Annotated in this window: 17 protein-coding genes; 10 read left to right on the forward strand and 7 right to left on the reverse strand. The window is 50.1% G+C overall.

The window, feature by feature from the left end:
• Positions 1-97: 97 nt before the first annotated feature.
• From lsrA to tam, 7 genes are read left to right on the forward strand one after another with little or no spacing between them, the layout of a single operon-like run.
• Positions 98-1,633: an autoinducer 2 ABC transporter ATP-binding protein LsrA gene (gene lsrA, locus FEK66_RS21930; RefSeq protein ID WP_135495303.1), complete on the forward strand. Its 1,536-nt coding sequence runs from the start codon at positions 98-100 to the stop codon at positions 1,631-1,633.
• Complete coding sequence (lsrC, locus tag FEK66_RS21935) at positions 1,627-2,655, forward strand: autoinducer 2 ABC transporter permease LsrC (protein ID WP_130224824.1); 1,029 nt, start codon at positions 1,627-1,629, stop codon at positions 2,653-2,655. The genes lsrA and lsrC overlap by 7 nt, the downstream gene beginning before the upstream one ends.
• The gene (lsrD, locus tag FEK66_RS21940) at positions 2,655-3,647 is read left to right on the forward strand and encodes an autoinducer 2 ABC transporter permease LsrD (protein ID WP_135495304.1); all 993 of its coding nucleotides are present in this window, start codon (positions 2,655-2,657) and stop codon (positions 3,645-3,647) included. The genes lsrC and lsrD overlap by 1 nt, the downstream gene beginning before the upstream one ends.
• 11 nt (positions 3,648-3,658) lie before the next feature.
• A complete protein-coding gene (gene lsrB, locus FEK66_RS21945; RefSeq protein ID WP_130224822.1) occupies positions 3,659-4,681 on the forward strand; it encodes an autoinducer 2 ABC transporter substrate-binding protein LsrB in 1,023 nt (340 codons plus the stop codon).
• Positions 4,682-4,707: 26 nt separating this feature from the next.
• Positions 4,708-5,583 (forward strand): 3-hydroxy-5-phosphonooxypentane-2,4-dione thiolase, encoded by an 876-nt coding sequence (lsrF, locus tag FEK66_RS21950; protein WP_000774178.1) that lies wholly within the window; start codon positions 4,708-4,710, stop codon positions 5,581-5,583.
• Positions 5,584-5,606: 23 nt separating this feature from the next.
• On the forward strand, positions 5,607-5,897 hold the full coding sequence (lsrG, locus tag FEK66_RS21955; protein WP_130209237.1) for a (4S)-4-hydroxy-5-phosphonooxypentane-2,3-dione isomerase: 291 nt from the start codon (positions 5,607-5,609) through the stop codon (positions 5,895-5,897).
• A 56-nt stretch (positions 5,898-5,953) separates the two neighbouring features.
• A complete protein-coding gene (gene tam, locus FEK66_RS21960) occupies positions 5,954-6,712 on the forward strand; it encodes a trans-aconitate 2-methyltransferase (protein WP_130209239.1) in 759 nt (252 codons plus the stop codon).
• Between the two features lie 3 nt (positions 6,713-6,715).
• Here the strand turns inward: tam and FEK66_RS21965 are convergent, their stop codons facing one another.
• The 6 genes from FEK66_RS21965 to sad all read right to left on the reverse strand — a co-directional run bounded on the left by FEK66_RS21965 (position 6,716) and on the right by sad (position 13,818).
• A complete protein-coding gene (locus FEK66_RS21965) occupies positions 6,716-7,630 on the reverse strand; it encodes a bestrophin family protein (protein ID WP_130209241.1) in 915 nt (304 codons plus the stop codon).
• Positions 7,631-7,826: 196 nt separating this feature from the next.
• The gene (gene uxaB, locus FEK66_RS21970) at positions 7,827-9,278 is read right to left on the reverse strand and encodes a tagaturonate reductase (RefSeq protein ID WP_135495305.1); all 1,452 of its coding nucleotides are present in this window, start codon (positions 9,276-9,278) and stop codon (positions 7,827-7,829) included.
• A 245-nt stretch (positions 9,279-9,523) separates the two neighbouring features.
• Positions 9,524-10,942, reverse strand: a complete 1,419-nt coding sequence (locus tag FEK66_RS21975) for a diguanylate cyclase (protein ID WP_131161903.1) — start codon at positions 10,940-10,942, stop codon at positions 9,524-9,526.
• Between the two features lie 138 nt (positions 10,943-11,080).
• Positions 11,081-11,440 (reverse strand): DUF4186 domain-containing protein, encoded by a 360-nt coding sequence (locus FEK66_RS21980; RefSeq protein ID WP_001191034.1) that lies wholly within the window; start codon positions 11,438-11,440, stop codon positions 11,081-11,083.
• Entirely contained in the window at positions 11,440-12,366 is a 927-nt protein-coding gene (glsB, locus tag FEK66_RS21985; RefSeq protein WP_130260621.1) for a glutaminase B, read from the reverse strand. The genes FEK66_RS21980 and glsB overlap by 1 nt, the downstream gene beginning before the upstream one ends.
• Positions 12,367-12,429: 63 nt before the next feature.
• Positions 12,430-13,818, reverse strand: coding sequence for a succinate-semialdehyde dehydrogenase (gene sad / locus FEK66_RS21990; protein WP_135495306.1), 1,389 nt, complete (start codon positions 13,816-13,818; stop codon positions 12,430-12,432).
• A 100-nt stretch (positions 13,819-13,918) separates the two neighbouring features.
• Between sad and FEK66_RS21995 the strand changes: the two genes are divergently transcribed.
• Together FEK66_RS21995 and ydeA are read left to right on the forward strand one after the other, a co-directional pair.
• Positions 13,919-14,800, forward strand: coding sequence for a LysR family transcriptional regulator (locus FEK66_RS21995; protein ID WP_135495307.1), 882 nt, complete (start codon positions 13,919-13,921; stop codon positions 14,798-14,800).
• Between the two features lie 88 nt (positions 14,801-14,888).
• A complete protein-coding gene (ydeA, locus tag FEK66_RS22000; protein ID WP_130260618.1) occupies positions 14,889-16,079 on the forward strand; it encodes an L-arabinose MFS transporter in 1,191 nt (396 codons plus the stop codon).
• 24 nt (positions 16,080-16,103) lie between these two features.
• On the opposite strand, the gene marC is transcribed toward ydeA, so the two are convergent.
• Positions 16,104-16,769, reverse strand: coding sequence for an NAAT family transporter MarC (gene marC / locus FEK66_RS22005; protein ID WP_130209251.1), 666 nt, complete (start codon positions 16,767-16,769; stop codon positions 16,104-16,106).
• Positions 16,770-16,979: 210 nt separating this feature from the next.
• On the opposite strand from marC, the gene marR reads away from it, so the two are divergent.
• A complete protein-coding gene (marR, locus tag FEK66_RS22010; RefSeq protein WP_130209253.1) occupies positions 16,980-17,414 on the forward strand; it encodes a multiple antibiotic resistance transcriptional regulator MarR in 435 nt (144 codons plus the stop codon).
• Positions 17,415-17,416: the final 2 nt, after the last annotated feature.

Genomic DNA, 17,416 nt, shown 5'->3' on the forward strand with positions numbered 1-17,416 from the left:
GTCGGAATTATGTGCAATAGCCACCTAAGGTTATGAACAAATTAAAAGTAAAAATACATTTGTTCAAAACTCACCTGCAAAACTGAATGGGGGAAATATGCAAACGAGTGATACCCGCGCGTTACCGCTACTTTGCGCCCGCTCGGTTTATAAACAGTATTCAGGGGTTAATGTCCTGAAAGGCATCGATTTTACGTTGCATCAGGGGGAAGTCCACGCCCTGCTCGGCGGTAACGGCGCGGGTAAATCGACGCTAATGAAAATCATCGCCGGTATTACCCCCGCTGATAGCGGTACGCTGGAGATTGGGGGCAACAACTACACCAGATTAACGCCAGTTCATGCTCATCAGTTGGGTATTTATCTCGTTCCCCAGGAACCGCTGCTTTTCCCAAGTCTGTCGATAAAAGAAAACATCCTGTATGGGCTGGCAAAAAAACAGCTTTCTATGCAGAAAATGAAGAACTTGCTGGCGGCGCTGGGCTGCCAGTTTGATCTGCATAGTCTGGCGGGCTCACTGGATGTTGCCGACCGCCAAATGGTGGAAATCCTGCGCGGTCTGATGCGCGATTCGCAAATTCTTATTCTCGATGAACCTACAGCGTCGCTTACCCCTGCGGAAACCGAACGCTTGTTTGGCCGTTTGCGGGAACTACTCGCCACTGGCGTGGGTATTGTTTTTATCTCACATAAGCTGCCGGAAATTCGCCAGATTGCCGATCGGATTAGCGTGATGCGCGACGGAACTATCGCGTTAAGTGGCAAAACCAGTGAGCTGTCTACCGACGACATCATTCAGGCCATTACGCCAGCAATGCGGGAAAAATCTCTCTCAGCCAGTCAAAAGTTATGGCTGGAGTTGCCCGGTAATCGCCCACAACATGCAGCTGGAACATCGGTACTGGCGCTGGAAAATCTGACTGGCGAAGGTTTTATGAATGTCAGTTTTACGCTGAATGCCGGAGAAATTCTTGGCCTGGCTGGGCTAGTGGGGGCCGGGCGCACTGAACTGGCAGAAACGTTATATGGTCTGCGGCCTTTGCGTGGCGGGTGCATCATGTTGAATGGTAAAGAGATCAATAAATTAACTACCGGAGAACGTTTGCATTGCGGTCTGGTTTATCTACCAGAAGATCGCCAGTCCTCAGGATTGAATCTCGATGCTTCGCTGGCGTGGAACGTCTGCGCCCTCACCCATAATCAACGCGGATTCTGGGCAAAAACCGCGAAAGATAACGCCACACTGGAACGATATCGTCGCGCGCTGAATATTAAATTTAACGAATCGGAACAAGCTGCACGAACTTTATCCGGTGGCAACCAGCAAAAAATCCTGATTGCCAAATGTCTGGAAGCTTCGCCGCAAGTATTGATTGTTGATGAGCCGACGCGCGGCGTGGATGTCTCGGCGCGTAATGATATCTACCAGCTGTTGCGCAGCATCGCCGCACAAAATGTGGCCGTGCTGCTTATTTCCTCCGATCTGGAAGAGATCGAACTGATGGCTGACCGCGTGTATGTGATGCATCAGGGTGAAATTACCCACTCGGCACTGACCGGGCGCGATATTAATGTCGAGACCATTATGCGCGTTGCCTTCGGCGATAGTCAGCGTCAGGAGGCGTCATGCTGAAGTTTATTCAGAACAACCGTGAAATCACGGCACTCCTGGCGGTGGTGCTGCTGTTTGTGTTGCCAGGTTTTCTCGACCGTCAGTATTTAAGTCTGCAAACGCTGACCATGGTTTATAGCAGCGCACAAATCTTGATCCTGCTGGCGATGGGCGCGACGCTGGTGATGCTGACGCGCAATATTGATGTTTCGGTAGGCTCAATTACGGGTATGTGCGCGGTGCTATTGGGGATATTACTGAATGCGGGGTATTCACTGCCTGTTGCTTGTGTCGCGACGTTACTGCTCGGCTTGCTCGCGGGATTTTTCAACGGTGTACTGGTCGCGTGGCTAAAGATCCCTGCCATTGTCGCTACGCTCGGTACATTAGGGTTGTACAGGGGCATCATGTTGCTGTGGACTGGCGGTAAATGGATTGAGGGATTACCCGCCGAACTGAAACAACTCTCCGCCCCGCTACTGTTTGGCGTTTCCGCGATTGGTTGGTTGACGATAATTCTGGTGGCATTTATGGCCTGGCTGCTGGCGAAGACGGCGTTTGGACGCAGTTTTTATGCCACGGGCGATAATTTACAGGGCGCTCGTCAACTGGGCGTTCGTACGGAGGCCATTAGGATTGTGGCATTTTCGTTGAACGGCTGCATGGCTGCGTTGGCGGGAATTGTGTTTGCTTCGCAGATTGGGTTTATCCCCAACCAGACCGGTACCGGGTTGGAGATGAAAGCGATTGCAGCCTGCGTGCTGGGCGGTATTAGTTTGCTCGGCGGTTCCGGCGCGATTATCGGAGCGGTGCTCGGCGCCTGGTTCCTCACGCAGATTGATAGCGTTCTGGTGCTGTTGCGCATTCCAGCATGGTGGAATGATTTTATCGCGGGCCTGGTTCTGCTGGCGGTGCTGGTGTTTGATGGACGCCTGCGTTGCGCGCTGGAACGTAATCTGCGGCGGCAAAAATATGCCCGCTTTATGACGCAACCGCCATCCGTTAAACCCGCTTCGTCAGGTAAAAAACGGGAGGCCGCGTAATGCGTATTCGCTACGGTTGGGAACTGGCCCTTGCCGCACTGCTGGTTATTGAGATCGTCGCATTTGGTGCAATTAACTCGCGGATGTTAGATCTCAATATGTTGCTGTTCAGCACCAGTGACTTTATCTGCATTGGCATTGTCGCCCTACCGCTGACGATGGTGATTGTCAGTGGCGGGATCGATATTTCGTTTGGTTCGACCATCGGCCTTTGCGCCATTGCATTGGGCGTACTATTTCAAAGTGGTGTGCCGATGCCACTGGCGATTCTTCTGACATTACTGCTCGGCGCATTGTGCGGGCTGATCAACGCCGGATTAATTATCTATACCAAAGTTAACCCGCTGGTGATTACGCTTGGCACGCTATATCTGTTTGCCGGAAGCGCTCTGCTGCTTTCCGGGATAGCCGGAGCGACGGGGTACGAAGGTATTGGTGGATTCCCGATGGCGTTTACAGATTTTGCTAACCTGGATGTGCTGGGACTCCCTGTTCCGCTGATTATCTTCCTGATATGTCTCCTCGTTTTCTGGCTCTGGCTGCATAAAACCCATGCCGGACGTAACGTGTTTTTGATTGGGCAAAGCCCGCGCGTGGCGGTTTATAGCGCGATTCCAGTTAACCGTACCTTATGTGCGCTCTATGCCATGACAGGGCTGGCGTCTGCGGTCGCCGCTGTGCTGCTAGTGTCGTATTTTGGTTCAGCACGTTCCGATCTCGGTGCGTCGTTTCTGATGCCCGCCATCACCGCAGTGGTGCTCGGCGGTGCCAATATTTATGGTGGCTCCGGTTCCATTATCGGCACCGCCATTGCGGTTTTATTAGTGGGATATTTGCAACAAGGTTTGCAAATGGCAGGAGTGCCAAATCAGGTGTCCAGCGCCCTTTCCGGTGCGCTGCTTATCGTCGTTGTCGTTGGTCGTTCCGTTAGCCTGCATCGCCAGCAAATTAAAGAGTGGCTGGCGCGTCGGGCCAATAACCCATTGCCATAAAGGATATCTTCATGACACTTCATCGCTTTAAGAAAATCGCCTTACTTAGCGCCCTTGGCATTGCCGCAATCTCTATGAATGTGCAGGCCGCAGAGCGTATTGCATTTATTCCCAAACTGGTTGGCGTGGGATTTTTTACCAGCGGTGGCAACGGCGCACAACAAGCTGGTAAAGAGTTGGGCGTTGATGTGACCTACGACGGGCCGACAGAACCCAGTGTTTCTGGTCAGGTACAGTTGATCAATAACTTCGTCAATCAGGGATATAACGCCATTATCGTTTCTGCGGTTTCGCCAGATGGTTTATGCCCGGCACTGAAACGCGCCATGCAACGTGGGGTGAAAGTACTTACCTGGGATTCTGACACCAAACCGGAGTGCCGTTCTTACTACATTAACCAGGGAACGCCCGCCCAGTTGGGAGGTATGTTGGTGGATATGGCGGCGCGCCAGGTAAATAAAGACAAAGCCAAAGTCGCGTTTTTCTACTCCAGCCCCACGGTTACCGACCAAAACCAATGGGTGAAAGAAGCGAAAGCGAAAATCGCCAAAGAACATCCAGGCTGGGAAATTGTCACTACGCAGTTTGGCTATAACGATGCCACTAAATCGTTACAAACTGCGGAAGGCATATTAAAAGCCTATAGCGATCTCGATGTCATTATCGCCCCCGACGCCAACGCCCTGCCTGCTGCCGCACAAGCCGCAGAAAACCTGAAAAATGACAAAGTTGCGATTGTCGGATTCAGTACGCCAAATGTGATGCGTCCGTATGTTGAGCGCGGCACGGTGAAAGAGTTTGGCCTGTGGGATGTGGTTCAGCAAGGCAAAATTTCGGTCTATGTCGCAGATGCATTATTGAAAAAAGGTGCAATGAAAACGGGCGACAAGCTGGATATCGAGGGCGTAGGTCAGGTGGAAGTCTCGCCAAACAGCGTTCAGGGCTATGACTACGAAGCGGACGGTAATGGCATTGTACTGTTACCGGAGCGCGTGGTTTTCAATAAAGAAAATATCGGCAAATACGATTTCTGATGTGCATTACTTAACCGGAGTAAGTTATGGCAGATTTAGACGATATTAAAGATGGTAAAGATTTTCGCACCGATCAACCGCAACAAAATATCCCTTTTACCCTCAAAGGTTGCGGTGCACTGGACTGGGGAATGCAGTCTCGTTTATCGCGGATATTTAATCCGAAAACGGGTAAAACCGTGATGCTGGCCTTTGATCATGGTTATTTTCAGGGGCCGACTACCGGACTTGAACGCATTGATATAAATATCGCCCCACTGTTTGAACATGCCGATGTATTAATGTGTACACGCGGTATTTTACGCAGCGTGGTGCCACCCGCGACCAATAAGCCAGTGGTCCTGCGGGCGTCAGGTGCGAACTCTATCCTTGCGGAATTAAGTAATGAAGCAGTGGCGTTATCGATGGATGACGCCGTGCGCCTGAACAGTTGTGCGGTGGCGGCGCAGGTTTATATCGGCAGCGAATATGAACATCAGTCGATCAAAAATATTATTCAGTTGGTCGATGCTGGAATGAAAGTGGGAATGCCGACCATGGCAGTCACTGGCGTGGGCAAAGATATGGTGCGCGATCAGCGTTATTTCTCGCTCGCGACCCGAATCGCCGCTGAAATGGGGGCGCAAATTATCAAAACCTATTATGTCGATAAAGGTTTTGAACGGATTGTTGCCGGATGTCCGGTACCTATTGTTATTGCTGGCGGTAAAAAATTACCGGAGCGCGAAGCGCTGGAAATGTGCTGGCAGGCTATCGATCAGGGCGCTTCTGGTGTGGATATGGGGCGAAATATTTTCCAGTCAGACCATCCGGTGGCGATGATGAAAGCCGTACAGGCGGTGGTTCACCATAACGAAACGGCTGATCGGGCATATGAACTCTATCTGAGTGAAAAACAGTAACTGCGGATTTAAGGAGAAGAATCATGCACGTCACACTGGTTGAAATTAACGTTCATGAAGACAAGGTTGACGAGTTTATCGAGGTCTTTCGCCAGAACCACCTGGGCTCGGTACAGGAAGAAGGTAATTTACGCTTCGATGTCTTACAGGACCCGGAAGTAAATTCGCGCTTTTATATTTACGAAGCCTATAAAGATGAAGACGCAGTGGCGTTCCATAAAACTACGCCCCACTACAAAACCTGTGTCGCGAAACTGGAAGCGCTAATGACCGGGCCGCGTAAAAAACGTGTGTTCAATGGGTTGATGCCGTGAGGCGAATTCATCAGTTTTATCTACAATTGGGGTAACACGCTGACGGGAGTAAAAAAATGTCTGACTGGAACCCCTCTTTATATCTGCACTTTGCCGCTGAACGATCGCGTCCGGCGATGGAGCTGCTTGCCAGAGTGCCGCTGGAGAATGTCGAATACGTTGCAGATCTTGGCTGTGGCCCAGGTAACAGCACCGCCCTGCTGCATCAACGTTGGCCTGCGGCCAGGATAACGGGCATCGACTCGTCTCCGGCGATGATTGCCGAAGCGCGCAGTGCTCTTCCAAAATGTCAGTTTGTGGAAGCAGACATCCGCAACTGGCAACCGAAACAGGCACTCGATCTGATTTTTGCTAATGCTTCACTGCAATGGCTGCCCGACCACTACGAATTGTTTCCTCATCTGGTTTCATTACTTAATCTCCATGGTGTGTTGGCAGTACAGATGCCAGATAACTGGCTGGAGCCGACCCATGTGCTGATGCGCGAAGTCGCCTGGGAACAAAATTATCCAGATCGCGGGCGTGAGCCGCTGGCTGGCGTTCATGCATATTATGATATTTTGAGCGAAGCCGGATGCGAGATTGATATCTGGCGAACCACTTACTATCACCAGATGCCGTCGCACCAGGCGATTATTGACTGGGTGACCGCAACCGGATTACGCCCATGGTTGCAGGATCTGACTGAGAGCGAACAGCAGCATTTTCTTACGCGCTACCATCAGATGCTGGAAGAGCAGTATCCACTCCAGGAGAACGGGCAGATACTGCTGGCATTCCCGCGACTTTTTATTGTTGCCCGACGTACGGAGTAATTATCACGTCAGCTGGTAACGGCGATCGGGAAGAATTTTCGCTGGAATTTCTGCTTCATCGTTCATCTGTAACAGGTCAATTTCAATAGCGTTGCAGATAGCATCCAGTGGTAAATCGTTGTTTTCTGTACCGAACGGATCTTCCAGTTCTTCCGCCAGACAATCCAACGAAATAAAGGTGTAGGAAATCAGCACAGAGATAAAAGGCGTCATGTAATGCAGATCCACGACCAGCGCGAACGGCAGCATGATACAAAACAGATAAACGGTACGATGCAAAATCAGGGTGTAGGCAAAGGGAATTGGCGTATAGGCAATGCGCTCGCAACCTGCCAGAACCGCTGAAATATCATTAAGCCGATCGTTGAGGCTAATAAACAGGATATCTGAAAGTTGTCCATTGCGTCGCTGAACCGCCAACCACTCCCCCATTATCAACAAGATACGGTTAGCTGGAGTGTTTGAAGCCAGTACACGCTGAAGATCTTCGGCATTGAGATAATGTGCCAGCACTTCCGCCTGTGGTTGTTTGCGTAACGTCATGCGTAAACAGTGGGCGAAGGCGATTTGCAGTCGGGCAAACTCCCTTACACTTGCCGAATCTGGCAATGTCGTTTTTACCTCACGCAGTAACGACCGTGAAGCAATCATCAACTGCCCCCAAAGTTTGCGCGCTTCAACATAACGGGCATACCCCGCGTTATTACGAAAACCCAAAAAGATGGCGATGGCGACACCGAGAATGCTGAACGGTGCAAGGGTGAATTTGATGCCCAGATGCGTGTACCAGGGCAGCATGAAAATAACAGCGATAGAAAAGAGAAAATTGAGTAGTAAGCGCGAGGATATCTTGGATAATACTGAACCGTGCCAGACAAAAATACGGCGCAGCCAGTGTTGTTGTGGACGAACAATCATGGTTATCTTCAGGCGTGGAAAAGTCGCCCTATTAAACGTGATTACGATCACATTCTCAAGATGCTACTTACAAATTACCTACAAGCTTACAACATTAACAGGTGCTGCATGTGGCACCTGTTAATGATAAAGGCACATAGGATGTTGTAACTAATATAGTGAAATAAGAAACCCGGTCGAAACCGGGTTCAGAGTTTTAGCACAACGGACGTACAGCTTCGCGCATCCCTTTTTCCAGAATGGAATCCAGGTCATTAGCAACCAGTTCGACCAGGCCAGGCACTTGCGTCAGGTCCTGTTCCCAGTGGTCTTTTTCTGCCAGCACAGTAGCGACCAGCTCTTGGGTGTCGATGATACGGTCACGATGCTGACTCCAGAGCTGCTGATAACGTTCCAGCCAGTGGGCATCATCCTGTACCGGATACGCTTCCCCGTTACGTTCTCCACGATAGAATGCAATCAATGCCGCTAGCGCGAAGGTCAGTCGGGCCGGAAGTTTACCGTTCACCTTCTGCCCTGCCAGCAACTGAGGCAGAATTCGGGTACGGAACTTGGTCATACCGTTGAGCGCGATGGAAAGCAACTGATGTTTGATATACGGGTTACGGAAACGCCCGGTTACCGCACTGGCGAAAGATTCCAGTTCATCACGTGGCAAATCCAGTACTGGAATAATTTCTTCGTAGATGGCTTTCTCAACGAATGCGCAAATTTCAGCATCGTTCATCGCTTCGCCTACAGTATCCAGCCCTGCCTGGAACGCAACTGGCACCAACGCGGTGTGTGCACCGTTGAGGATTGCCACTTTGCGCTCTTTATACGGTTTAATATCGTCAACAATCAGCACGTTGAGCGGATATTTGTCCAGACGTAATTCTGAAGCTAAAGATTTCGGCCCCTGAATTACAAACAGGTAAAAGTGTTCAGCGGTATCGAGGAAACCATCGTGATACCCCAGTTCTTCTTCCAGTTTCGCCACTTCATCACGCGGATAACCGGTAACGATACGGTCCACCAGCGTTGAACAGAAGCTATTAGCCTGATCCAGCCATTGAATAAATGCTTCTGGTAGCGCCCACTCCTGCGCGTAGCGCAGAACCAGTTCACGCAGCGCATCGCCGTTATAGTCGATCAGTTCACACGGGATGATAATCCAACCTTTATCCAGCGCACCGTTGAAATGGCTAAAACGTTCGAACAACAGGCGAGTCAGTTTTGCCGGATAGCTTACCGCTGGCGCGTCATCAAATTTGTCGCCTGCATGGTAGCTGATACCTGCTTCGGTGGTGTTAGAGAAAACAAAGCGCATTTCCGGGTTGTGCGCCAGTTTCAGGAATTCATCGTATTCACTGTAGACGCTGATTTCACGATTAACAGAACGAATCAGACGCGCATCGCTGACCGCCTCGCCCTTCTCATTCAAACCACGAATGATGGTGGTGTACAGACCATCCTGAGTGCTCAGTGACGGCGGGAATGAAGTTTCAATCGGACGAACTACGACCACACCAGAATTCAGATCGGTGTGCTCATTCAGGAGATCAATTTGCCAGTCGACAAAGGCACGCAGGAAGTTACCTTCACCAAACTGAATGATACGTTCTGGATACTGTGCACCGGGAAAATCGCGACGATTTAGTGTTTTCACAATGGGTTCCCTTTTGATTAGTCATACAACCTGTTTGAATTGGTACGACAGGTTAGCAAACTTTGATACGCTGAACCCCTGTTTTGATCAACTCGCGGCGAACAATTCACGTTTTTTGGCGAAAAATGTGCTGTTGGTCAAGGTTCCGGAAAGTGAAAGCTTGTAATCATGATTTCCGGTAAAAATGGGAAATGACAAAATTGGTAGAACAAATTAGATGTTCACCGCAAAAAAATCACAACCTGTCAGACAACTTCTTCGCCATAATGCATAGTGCTGGTTCGATTTCGCCCGTCTTTTTTCGAGCGATAAAGGCAAGTATCAGCTTCTACCATCAACTTGTTGAAATCATCGATTAACGTACGAAATGTTGCACTCCCACTTCCGACACCAATGCTAACCGTCAAATAAAGCGTTTTTTGTTGCCAGATAAACGGTTGCATTTCTACGCCTTTACGGATTTTTTCCGCCATCAGCAGACCATCCACAGGATTCACTGAAGGCACTGCAACAGCAAATTCTTCGCCGCCCATCCGCGCCACCAGCCCTTTATCACCAACTATCTTCTGTATATGCCGGGCAAACACGCTTAAAACTTTATCGCCACATTCATGACCATAGTTGTCGTTTATGCTTTTGAAATAGTCGATATCAAGCAGCATCACCGTCAGATGTTGTGTCTGTTGTAGTGACGGATTTTTTAATGCCTCAAAAAGACCTGAGCGCGAGTAAACCTGGGTGAGAAAATCAAAATCGGCACGCAGAGAAACTTGCTTAACCAGCGAGTTAATTGCCGCCACGCTAAAGGAAACCATGATTGGGCAAATTGCCATGGTAGCAATCCCCAGACGAGCGGAGAACATTTGTGGGATAGAGAACGGCGAACCGACGGCGATATCTATCACCGAATTTGCCACCAGCACGATCTCCACCGCGCCCGTCAAAAAAGTCAGCAAACACGTTACCTGCGGGGTATAGCGTACCGCACACCAGATCAATGCAGGCAATGGGAACGCCAGACTCCCCGCACCGCCAATAACTACCGAGGCAATGACCGATACAATGAGCGCAATAAACGGCATCATCTGTTCTGCTTTAAAGCGTGGCAACGCCCTAGGGATCGCCAGCGTCAACATACACGGAACAATTAACACGCCCGTCGAAAACTGTTCGCTAAACCAGTCAGCAAGTAAGGGCCAGAAATCCAGACTATCAATACTTACTGAACCAACCGCCCCGACAATTGCGCATAATAATGCGGCTATAAGGCAATAATTAAACAAGCGTAAGGCACTTACTGGCTCATACTTATTTTTCCCCAGTCGCTTATCCCTCAGCACTAACCGAGCCACGGTCACAATAAACATCATATTGGACAAGTTGATGACCAGTGAAACTAAACCCCATTCGGTAGTCATCGCATCATAAGCCATCATCGCCACGTAACTGATTGCATAGTAATGCAGCCGATTGAGCCAGACATACCGGGCAAAAACCCCTGCCATCACACCATTCAGCGGCCAGAAGAGAGAGAGTTCATGAACCAGACGTAACTCTGCACCAACAAAATAGAACAGCGTGGTTAGCGCAAAAATCGCGATGCTATTACGTAGCAAATGGCCTTCCAAGAACAAATGGAAAGTTGAGATGGGGTGTACACGCATTAATTATCTGTCCATACAATTGCAGGCTGCAATTATTTTAACGCAATAAGTAAATTCTCATAAAGGATAGCATGTTCACTGGCAGCGGTGACAAATAAAGATATTAATCCGATACGGCTTTGTCGAAATCTGACATTCTTATGGCTGATTCATCTGAATAACCAGCCAGTGGTAGATAACCGTCACAATATAACGTTGTTGTTCCTCACTTAACGAAACACCCTGCGGAATGTTGTGCCACTTAGCCAGACAGCCGCGACAACATGTTGCTGTAGCATGCTGGGCAATAAACACCGGATGCCCGCGCATCGGAGTTTGCTTGCCATCGTTCGCCGGTAAGGCCGGGGCAAGACGTTTAGCGACAAAATCCGCCGCATGTTGTTCGATAACCGGCGCGCCCTTCTCCAGACAATACTGACGCTCCTTCACACCTAAACGAAAGCGGGAGCGAAATTTTGAACGGGATAAACGCGCGAAGAGTGGATCAAGAGACTGCATTAGTAAACCGAGCGTCCTAATTGTTTCGTCAATTGTTCAAGTACTGCAATACCGGCAAGAGAGTTACCTGCGTCATCCAGTTCCGGACTCCAGACCGCAATGGCCATTTCATGTGGGACGATCGCCACAATACCGCCACCAACGCCAGATTTCGCCGGAAGTCCCACCCGCCAGGCAAACTCGCCCGCGTTCTGGTACATACCACTGGTTGCCATCAGCGCGTTAATTTGTCGCGCCTGCATTGGCGTTACCACCGGCTCATCGATATGAATAGCCTTCCCCTGATTTGCCAGAAAGACAAACGTTCGGGCCAGCTCAACGCAGCTCATTTTTAGTGCACAGTAGTGAAAGTAGTTTTGCAGTACTGTTGTCACATCATGATGGAAATTGCCAAACGACTTCATCAGCCAGGCTATCGCCGCATTTCTCGCAGAATGCTCGAACTCTGAACGCGCTACCACCGTATCGTAGGCAATATCAGACACGCCGCTTAGTCCACGCACCACTTCCAGCATACGTTGCCGTGGGGCGCTTAATCGCCCTTGCAACATGTCGCAGACCACCAGCGCACCGGCATTAATAAAAGGATTTCGTGGAATACCCTGCTCCATTTCCAGTTGCACCAGGGAATTGAATGGCGATCCCGACGGATCTTTGCCCACACGTTGCCAAATCTCTTCTTCGGAGTAATGACGCATTGCAACAACGAGGCTGAGCACTTTGGAAATAGACTGAATTGAAAAACGCTCTTGCGCGTCTCCGGCCTGAAAAAGCTGCCCGTCAACGGTACAGATAGCAATGCCCAGTCGGGAACCCTCTACCGTTGCCAGTGCCGGAATATAATCCGCGACTTTCCCCCGACCAATTAGCGGTCGTACTTGCCGCAAGATGTTTTCTAAGATTGCATTATCCATGGCGACTGCCACTCTCTGCTCCTTGCTCGCAGGTCTGAAAAGACCTGCGAGTATAACAGAGCTAAATATGTGACGTCAGATCCGGTCTTTCCATACCGTCTGGATATTACAGAACTCATGTAACCCAAAATGGGAAAGCTCACGACCAAAGCCGCTCTTCTTCACACCGCCAAACGCTACCCGTGCATCACTGGCGCTGAAACCATTGATAAACACCCCTCCACATTCCAGACGTGCTGCCATTTGTTTCGCCAGTGCTTCATCAGAGGTAATAATGGTTGCAGAAAGTCCAAACTCGCTGTCATTAGCCAGTTTAAGCGCATGTTCAGCATCTTTCGCAATGGTGATTGCCGCGACGGGTCCAAACAACTCTTCACGAAACGCGGTCATTTCTGGCGTGACGTCTGCGAGAACCGTTGCCGGATAGTAGTTTCCTGCGCCAGCTACCTTTTCCCCTCCGAGTAACAGACGGGCGCCCTGTGCCAGTGATTTTTCAACCTGATGATGTAGCTCATCACGCAAATCGAAACGCGCCATCGGCCCGAGGTCGTTATCCTCATGACTCGGATCGCCCATTTTCAACGCCGCTACCGCCGCCACAAAACGTTCGGTAAATGCAGAGGCAATCCCCTCTTCGATGATAAAGCGTTTTGCTGCTGCACAAACCTGCCCGGTATTCTGATAACGTCCGGCAACTGCGGCTTTCACGGCAAGGTCCAGATCGGCATCGTTAAGCACAATAAATGGGTCGGAACCGCCCAATTCAAGCACACATTTTTTCAGCGCCGCCCCAGCCTGCGCGCCAATGGCTGCTCCCGCACGGACACTTCCGGTGACTGTAACCGCAGCAATGCGCGGGTCTTTAATCATCTGGCTTACACCGTCATTGTCGGCATTCAACCAGCCATATACGCCTTGTGGGATACCTGCATCGTTAAAGACCTGAGCAATTAACTGTGCACAGCCCATCACATTTGGCGCATGCTTAAGCAAATAACCGTTACCTGCCAGGATAATGGGAACAGCCCCTCGCATCACCTGCCATAACGGAAAGTTCCACGGCATAATCGCCAGGATCGTCCCCATAGGACGATATTCAATAACCGCTTGCTGATTTTCTACCTGCGTAGGTTCGCTCTTCAGCATTGCCGGACCATGCTCTGCATACCAGTCGCACAAGTTTGCTGATTTCGCCACTTCGGCACGCGCCTGTTTGATCGGTTTCCCCATTTCTCGAGTGATCATTTGCGCCATCTCTTCGCTACGGGCGCGCAAAGCCTTACCGAGATCACGCAGTTTTTCTGCGCGATAATCTACGTTTGTTACGCGCCAGTCGCGAAAGCCTGCCGCTGCAAGCCGAAGTGCGTGTTCAATATCGTCAGCGCCAGCCCACGGCAGTGCAGAAAGTTGTTCGCCATTGGCTGGATTTATTGAAATAGCATGGGTAAGCGGAGTAATGGTCATCCGGGTATCTCCTTCGTGAGTTATGGTGTGAAGATACGCAGCTTTACTCTTTCGTGAAAATGAATAATATTAAGTCACTTGTTCACGAATCGAGAATGCTATGGATCTGACCCAGCTGGAGATGTTTAACGCCGTTGCCGAGGCTGGCAGCATTACCCAGGCGGCAGCAAAAGTGCATCGTGTGCCATCTAACCTGACTACCCGTATCCGCCAGCTGGAAACAGAACTCGGCGTTGAACTGTTTATTCGCGAGAATCAGCGTTTACGTCTCTCTCCTGCCGGGCATAATTTTTTGCGCTATAGCCAACAAATTCTCGCGTTGGTCGACGAAGCGCGAAATGTTGTTGCTGGCGATGAGCCACAAGGCTTGTTTTCTCTCGGTTCGCTGGAAAGCACCGCAGCGGTACGCATCCCAGCTACACTGGCAGAATTTAACCGTCGTTATCCTAAAATTCAGTTTTCCCTTTCCACTGGCCCTTCCGGAACTATGCTGGACGGTGTACTTGAGGGAAAACTGAATGCGGCATTTATTGATGGTCCGATTAACCATACAGCCATTGACGGGATGCCGGTGTACCGCGAGGAGTTGATGATCGTTACGCCGCAAGGACATACTTCCGTTACCCGCGCCAGTCAGGTTAATGGTTGTAATATCTATGCCTTCCGCGCTAACTGCTCGTATCGCCGCCACTTTGAGAGCTGGTTTCATGCCGACGGCGCAGCGCCGGGGACAATTCATGAGATGGAGTCATATCACGGTATGCTGGCCTGTGTAATCGCCGGAGCGGGAATTGCGCTTATTCCTCGTTCCATGCTGGAAAGTATGCCGGGGCATCATCAGGTTGAAGCCTGGCCATTAGGTGAGCAATGGCGTTGGTTAACGACATGGCTGGTCTGGCGTCGTGGCACGAAGACTCGTCAGCTTGAGGCGTTTATTGAACTGCTTGACACATCGCTGGAACAGCAAGAAGCGGCAAAATGAGATGTGGATCACAAAGTCATTGTATTCACATCATTAACCGTTTTAAGATCATTTCATCACCTTTTCGCAACTCACCCGATAATCTGTTATGACAACAAACACTGTTTCCCGCAAAGTGGCGTGGCTACGGGTAGTTACGCTGGCAGTAGCCGCCTTCATCTTCAATACTACCGAATTTGTCCCTGTTGGCCTGCTTTCTGACATTGCGCAAAGTTTTCACATGCAAACTGCTCAGGTCGGCATCATGTTGACCATTTATGCATGGGTAGTAGCGCTAATGTCATTGCCTTTTATGCTAATGACCAGTCAGGTTGAACGCCGCAAATTGCTGATCTGCCTGTTTGTGGTGTTTATTGCCAGCCATGTGCTGTCATTTTTATCGTGGAGCTTTACCGTTCTGGTGATCAGTCGAATCGGCGTTGCTTTCGCACATGCTATTTTCTGGTCGATAACGGCGTCTCTGGCGATTCGCATGGCACCAGCAGGTAAACGAGCGCAGGCGTTGAGTTTAATCGCTACCGGTACAGCACTGGCAATGGTATTAGGTTTACCCATTGGTCGAATTGTGGGGCAATATTTCGGCTGGCGAACGACGTTTTTTGCCATTGGTATTGGAGCGCTTATCACTCTGCTATGCCTGATTAAGTTACTTCCATTACTCCCCAGCGAGCATTCCGGGTCGTTGAAAAGTCTTCCGCAACTGTTCCGCCGCCCGGCATTGATGAGCATTTATTTGTTGACGGTAGTGGTGGTTACCGCGCATTACACAGCATACAGCTATATCGAGCCTTTTGTGCAAAACGTAGCTGGGTTCAGTGCCAATTTTGCTACAGCATTGCTGTTAATGCTCGGAGGCGCAGGCATTATTGGTAGTGTGATTTTCGGCAAACTCGGCAATCAGTATGCGTCTACGCTGGTGAGTGCGGCAATTGCGTTATTGCTGGTGTGCCTGGCGCTACTGTTACCTGCAGCGAACAGTGAGATGCACCTCGGCGTACTGAGCGTTTTCTGGGGGATTGCGATGATGATCATCGGCCTTGGGATGCAGGTAAAAGTGCTGGCGCTGGCACCGGATGCTACCGACGTTGCGATGGCGCTATTTTCGGGGATATTCAATATTGGTATCGGCGCCGGGGCGCTGGTGGGTAATCAGGTGAGTCTTCACTGGTCGATGTCGATGATTGGCTATGTTGGCGCGGTGCCTGCTCTCGCTGCGTTAATATGGTCAATTGTCATATTCCGCCGCTGGCCAGTGAAACTCGAAGAACAGACACAATAGTTGAAAGGCCCATTCGGGCCTTTTTTAATGGTACGTTTTAATGATTTCCAGGATGCCGTTAATAATAAACTGCACCCCCATACACACCAGTAAGAAGCCCATCAGGCGGGAGATCGCTTCAATTCCCCCCTTGCCCACCAGCCGCATAATTGCGCCAGAGCTACGTAGGCTTCCCCACAAAATGACCGCAACCAGAAAAAAGATCAGCGGCGGCGCAACCATCAGAACCCAGTCTGCGAAGGTTGAACTCTGACGTACTGTGGACGCCGAACTGATGATCATCGCAATGGTCCCCGGTCCAGCGGTACTTGGCATTGCCAGTGGAACAAAGGCGATGTTGGCACTGGGTTCATCTTCCAGCTCTTCGGATTTGCTTTTTGCCTCTGGTGAGTCAATCGCTTTTTGCTGGGGGAAGAGCATACGGAAACCAATAAAAGCGACAATTAAGCCGCCAGCAATACGCAGACCGGGAATCGAAATCCCGAATGTGTCCATCACCAGTTGTCCGGCATAGTACGCCACCATCAAGATGGCAAAAACATATACCGAGGCCATTAATGACTGACGATTACGTTCGGCGGTGTTCATGTTACCCGCAAGCCCGAGAAACAACGCTACGGTGGTTAACGGGTTAGCTAACGGCAATAACACCACCAGCCCCAGGCCTATCGCTTTAAACAAATCTAACATTGGTGGTTGCCATCCTGTGTCGCTAGTTATCTGCGAAAAGTATAAAGGGTAAACAAGGAGAAAGTTTCACTCTTTAACTAATCTTGCAGCACACTGCGCAATACTTGAACCGATTTAGCAAATCGTGGCATCGAGGGATTCATTCGTTTGACTTATACTTGCCTGGGCAATATTATCCCCTGCAACTAATTACTTGCCAGGGCAACCATTGTGAAAAGTACCAGCGACCTGTTCAATGAAATCATCCCATTAGGTCGCTTAATCCATATGGTTAATCAGAAGAAAGACCGTCTGCTTAACGATTATCTGTCACCGCTCGATATCACCGCGGCACAGTTTAAAGTGCTCTGCTCTATTCGCTGCGCAGCATGCATTACTCCAGTTGAGCTGAAAAAAGTTCTTTCGGTTGACCTTGGCGCGCTGACCCGCATGTTGGATCGCCTGGTTTGCAAAGGCTGGATTGAGCGGTTGCCGAACCCGAATGACAAGCGCGGCGTTTTGGTGAAACTCACCAGCAGTGGCGCGGCAATATGTGAACAATGCCATCAATTAGTTGGCCAGGACCTGCATCAAGAATTAACAAAAAACCTGACGGCGGACGAAGTGGCAACGCTTGAGCATTTGCTTAAGAAAGTCCTGCCGTAAAC

It is taken from the genome of Escherichia sp. E1130 (assembly GCF_005781065.1).
Taxonomy (GTDB): Bacteria; Pseudomonadota; Gammaproteobacteria; order Enterobacterales; family Enterobacteriaceae; genus Escherichia.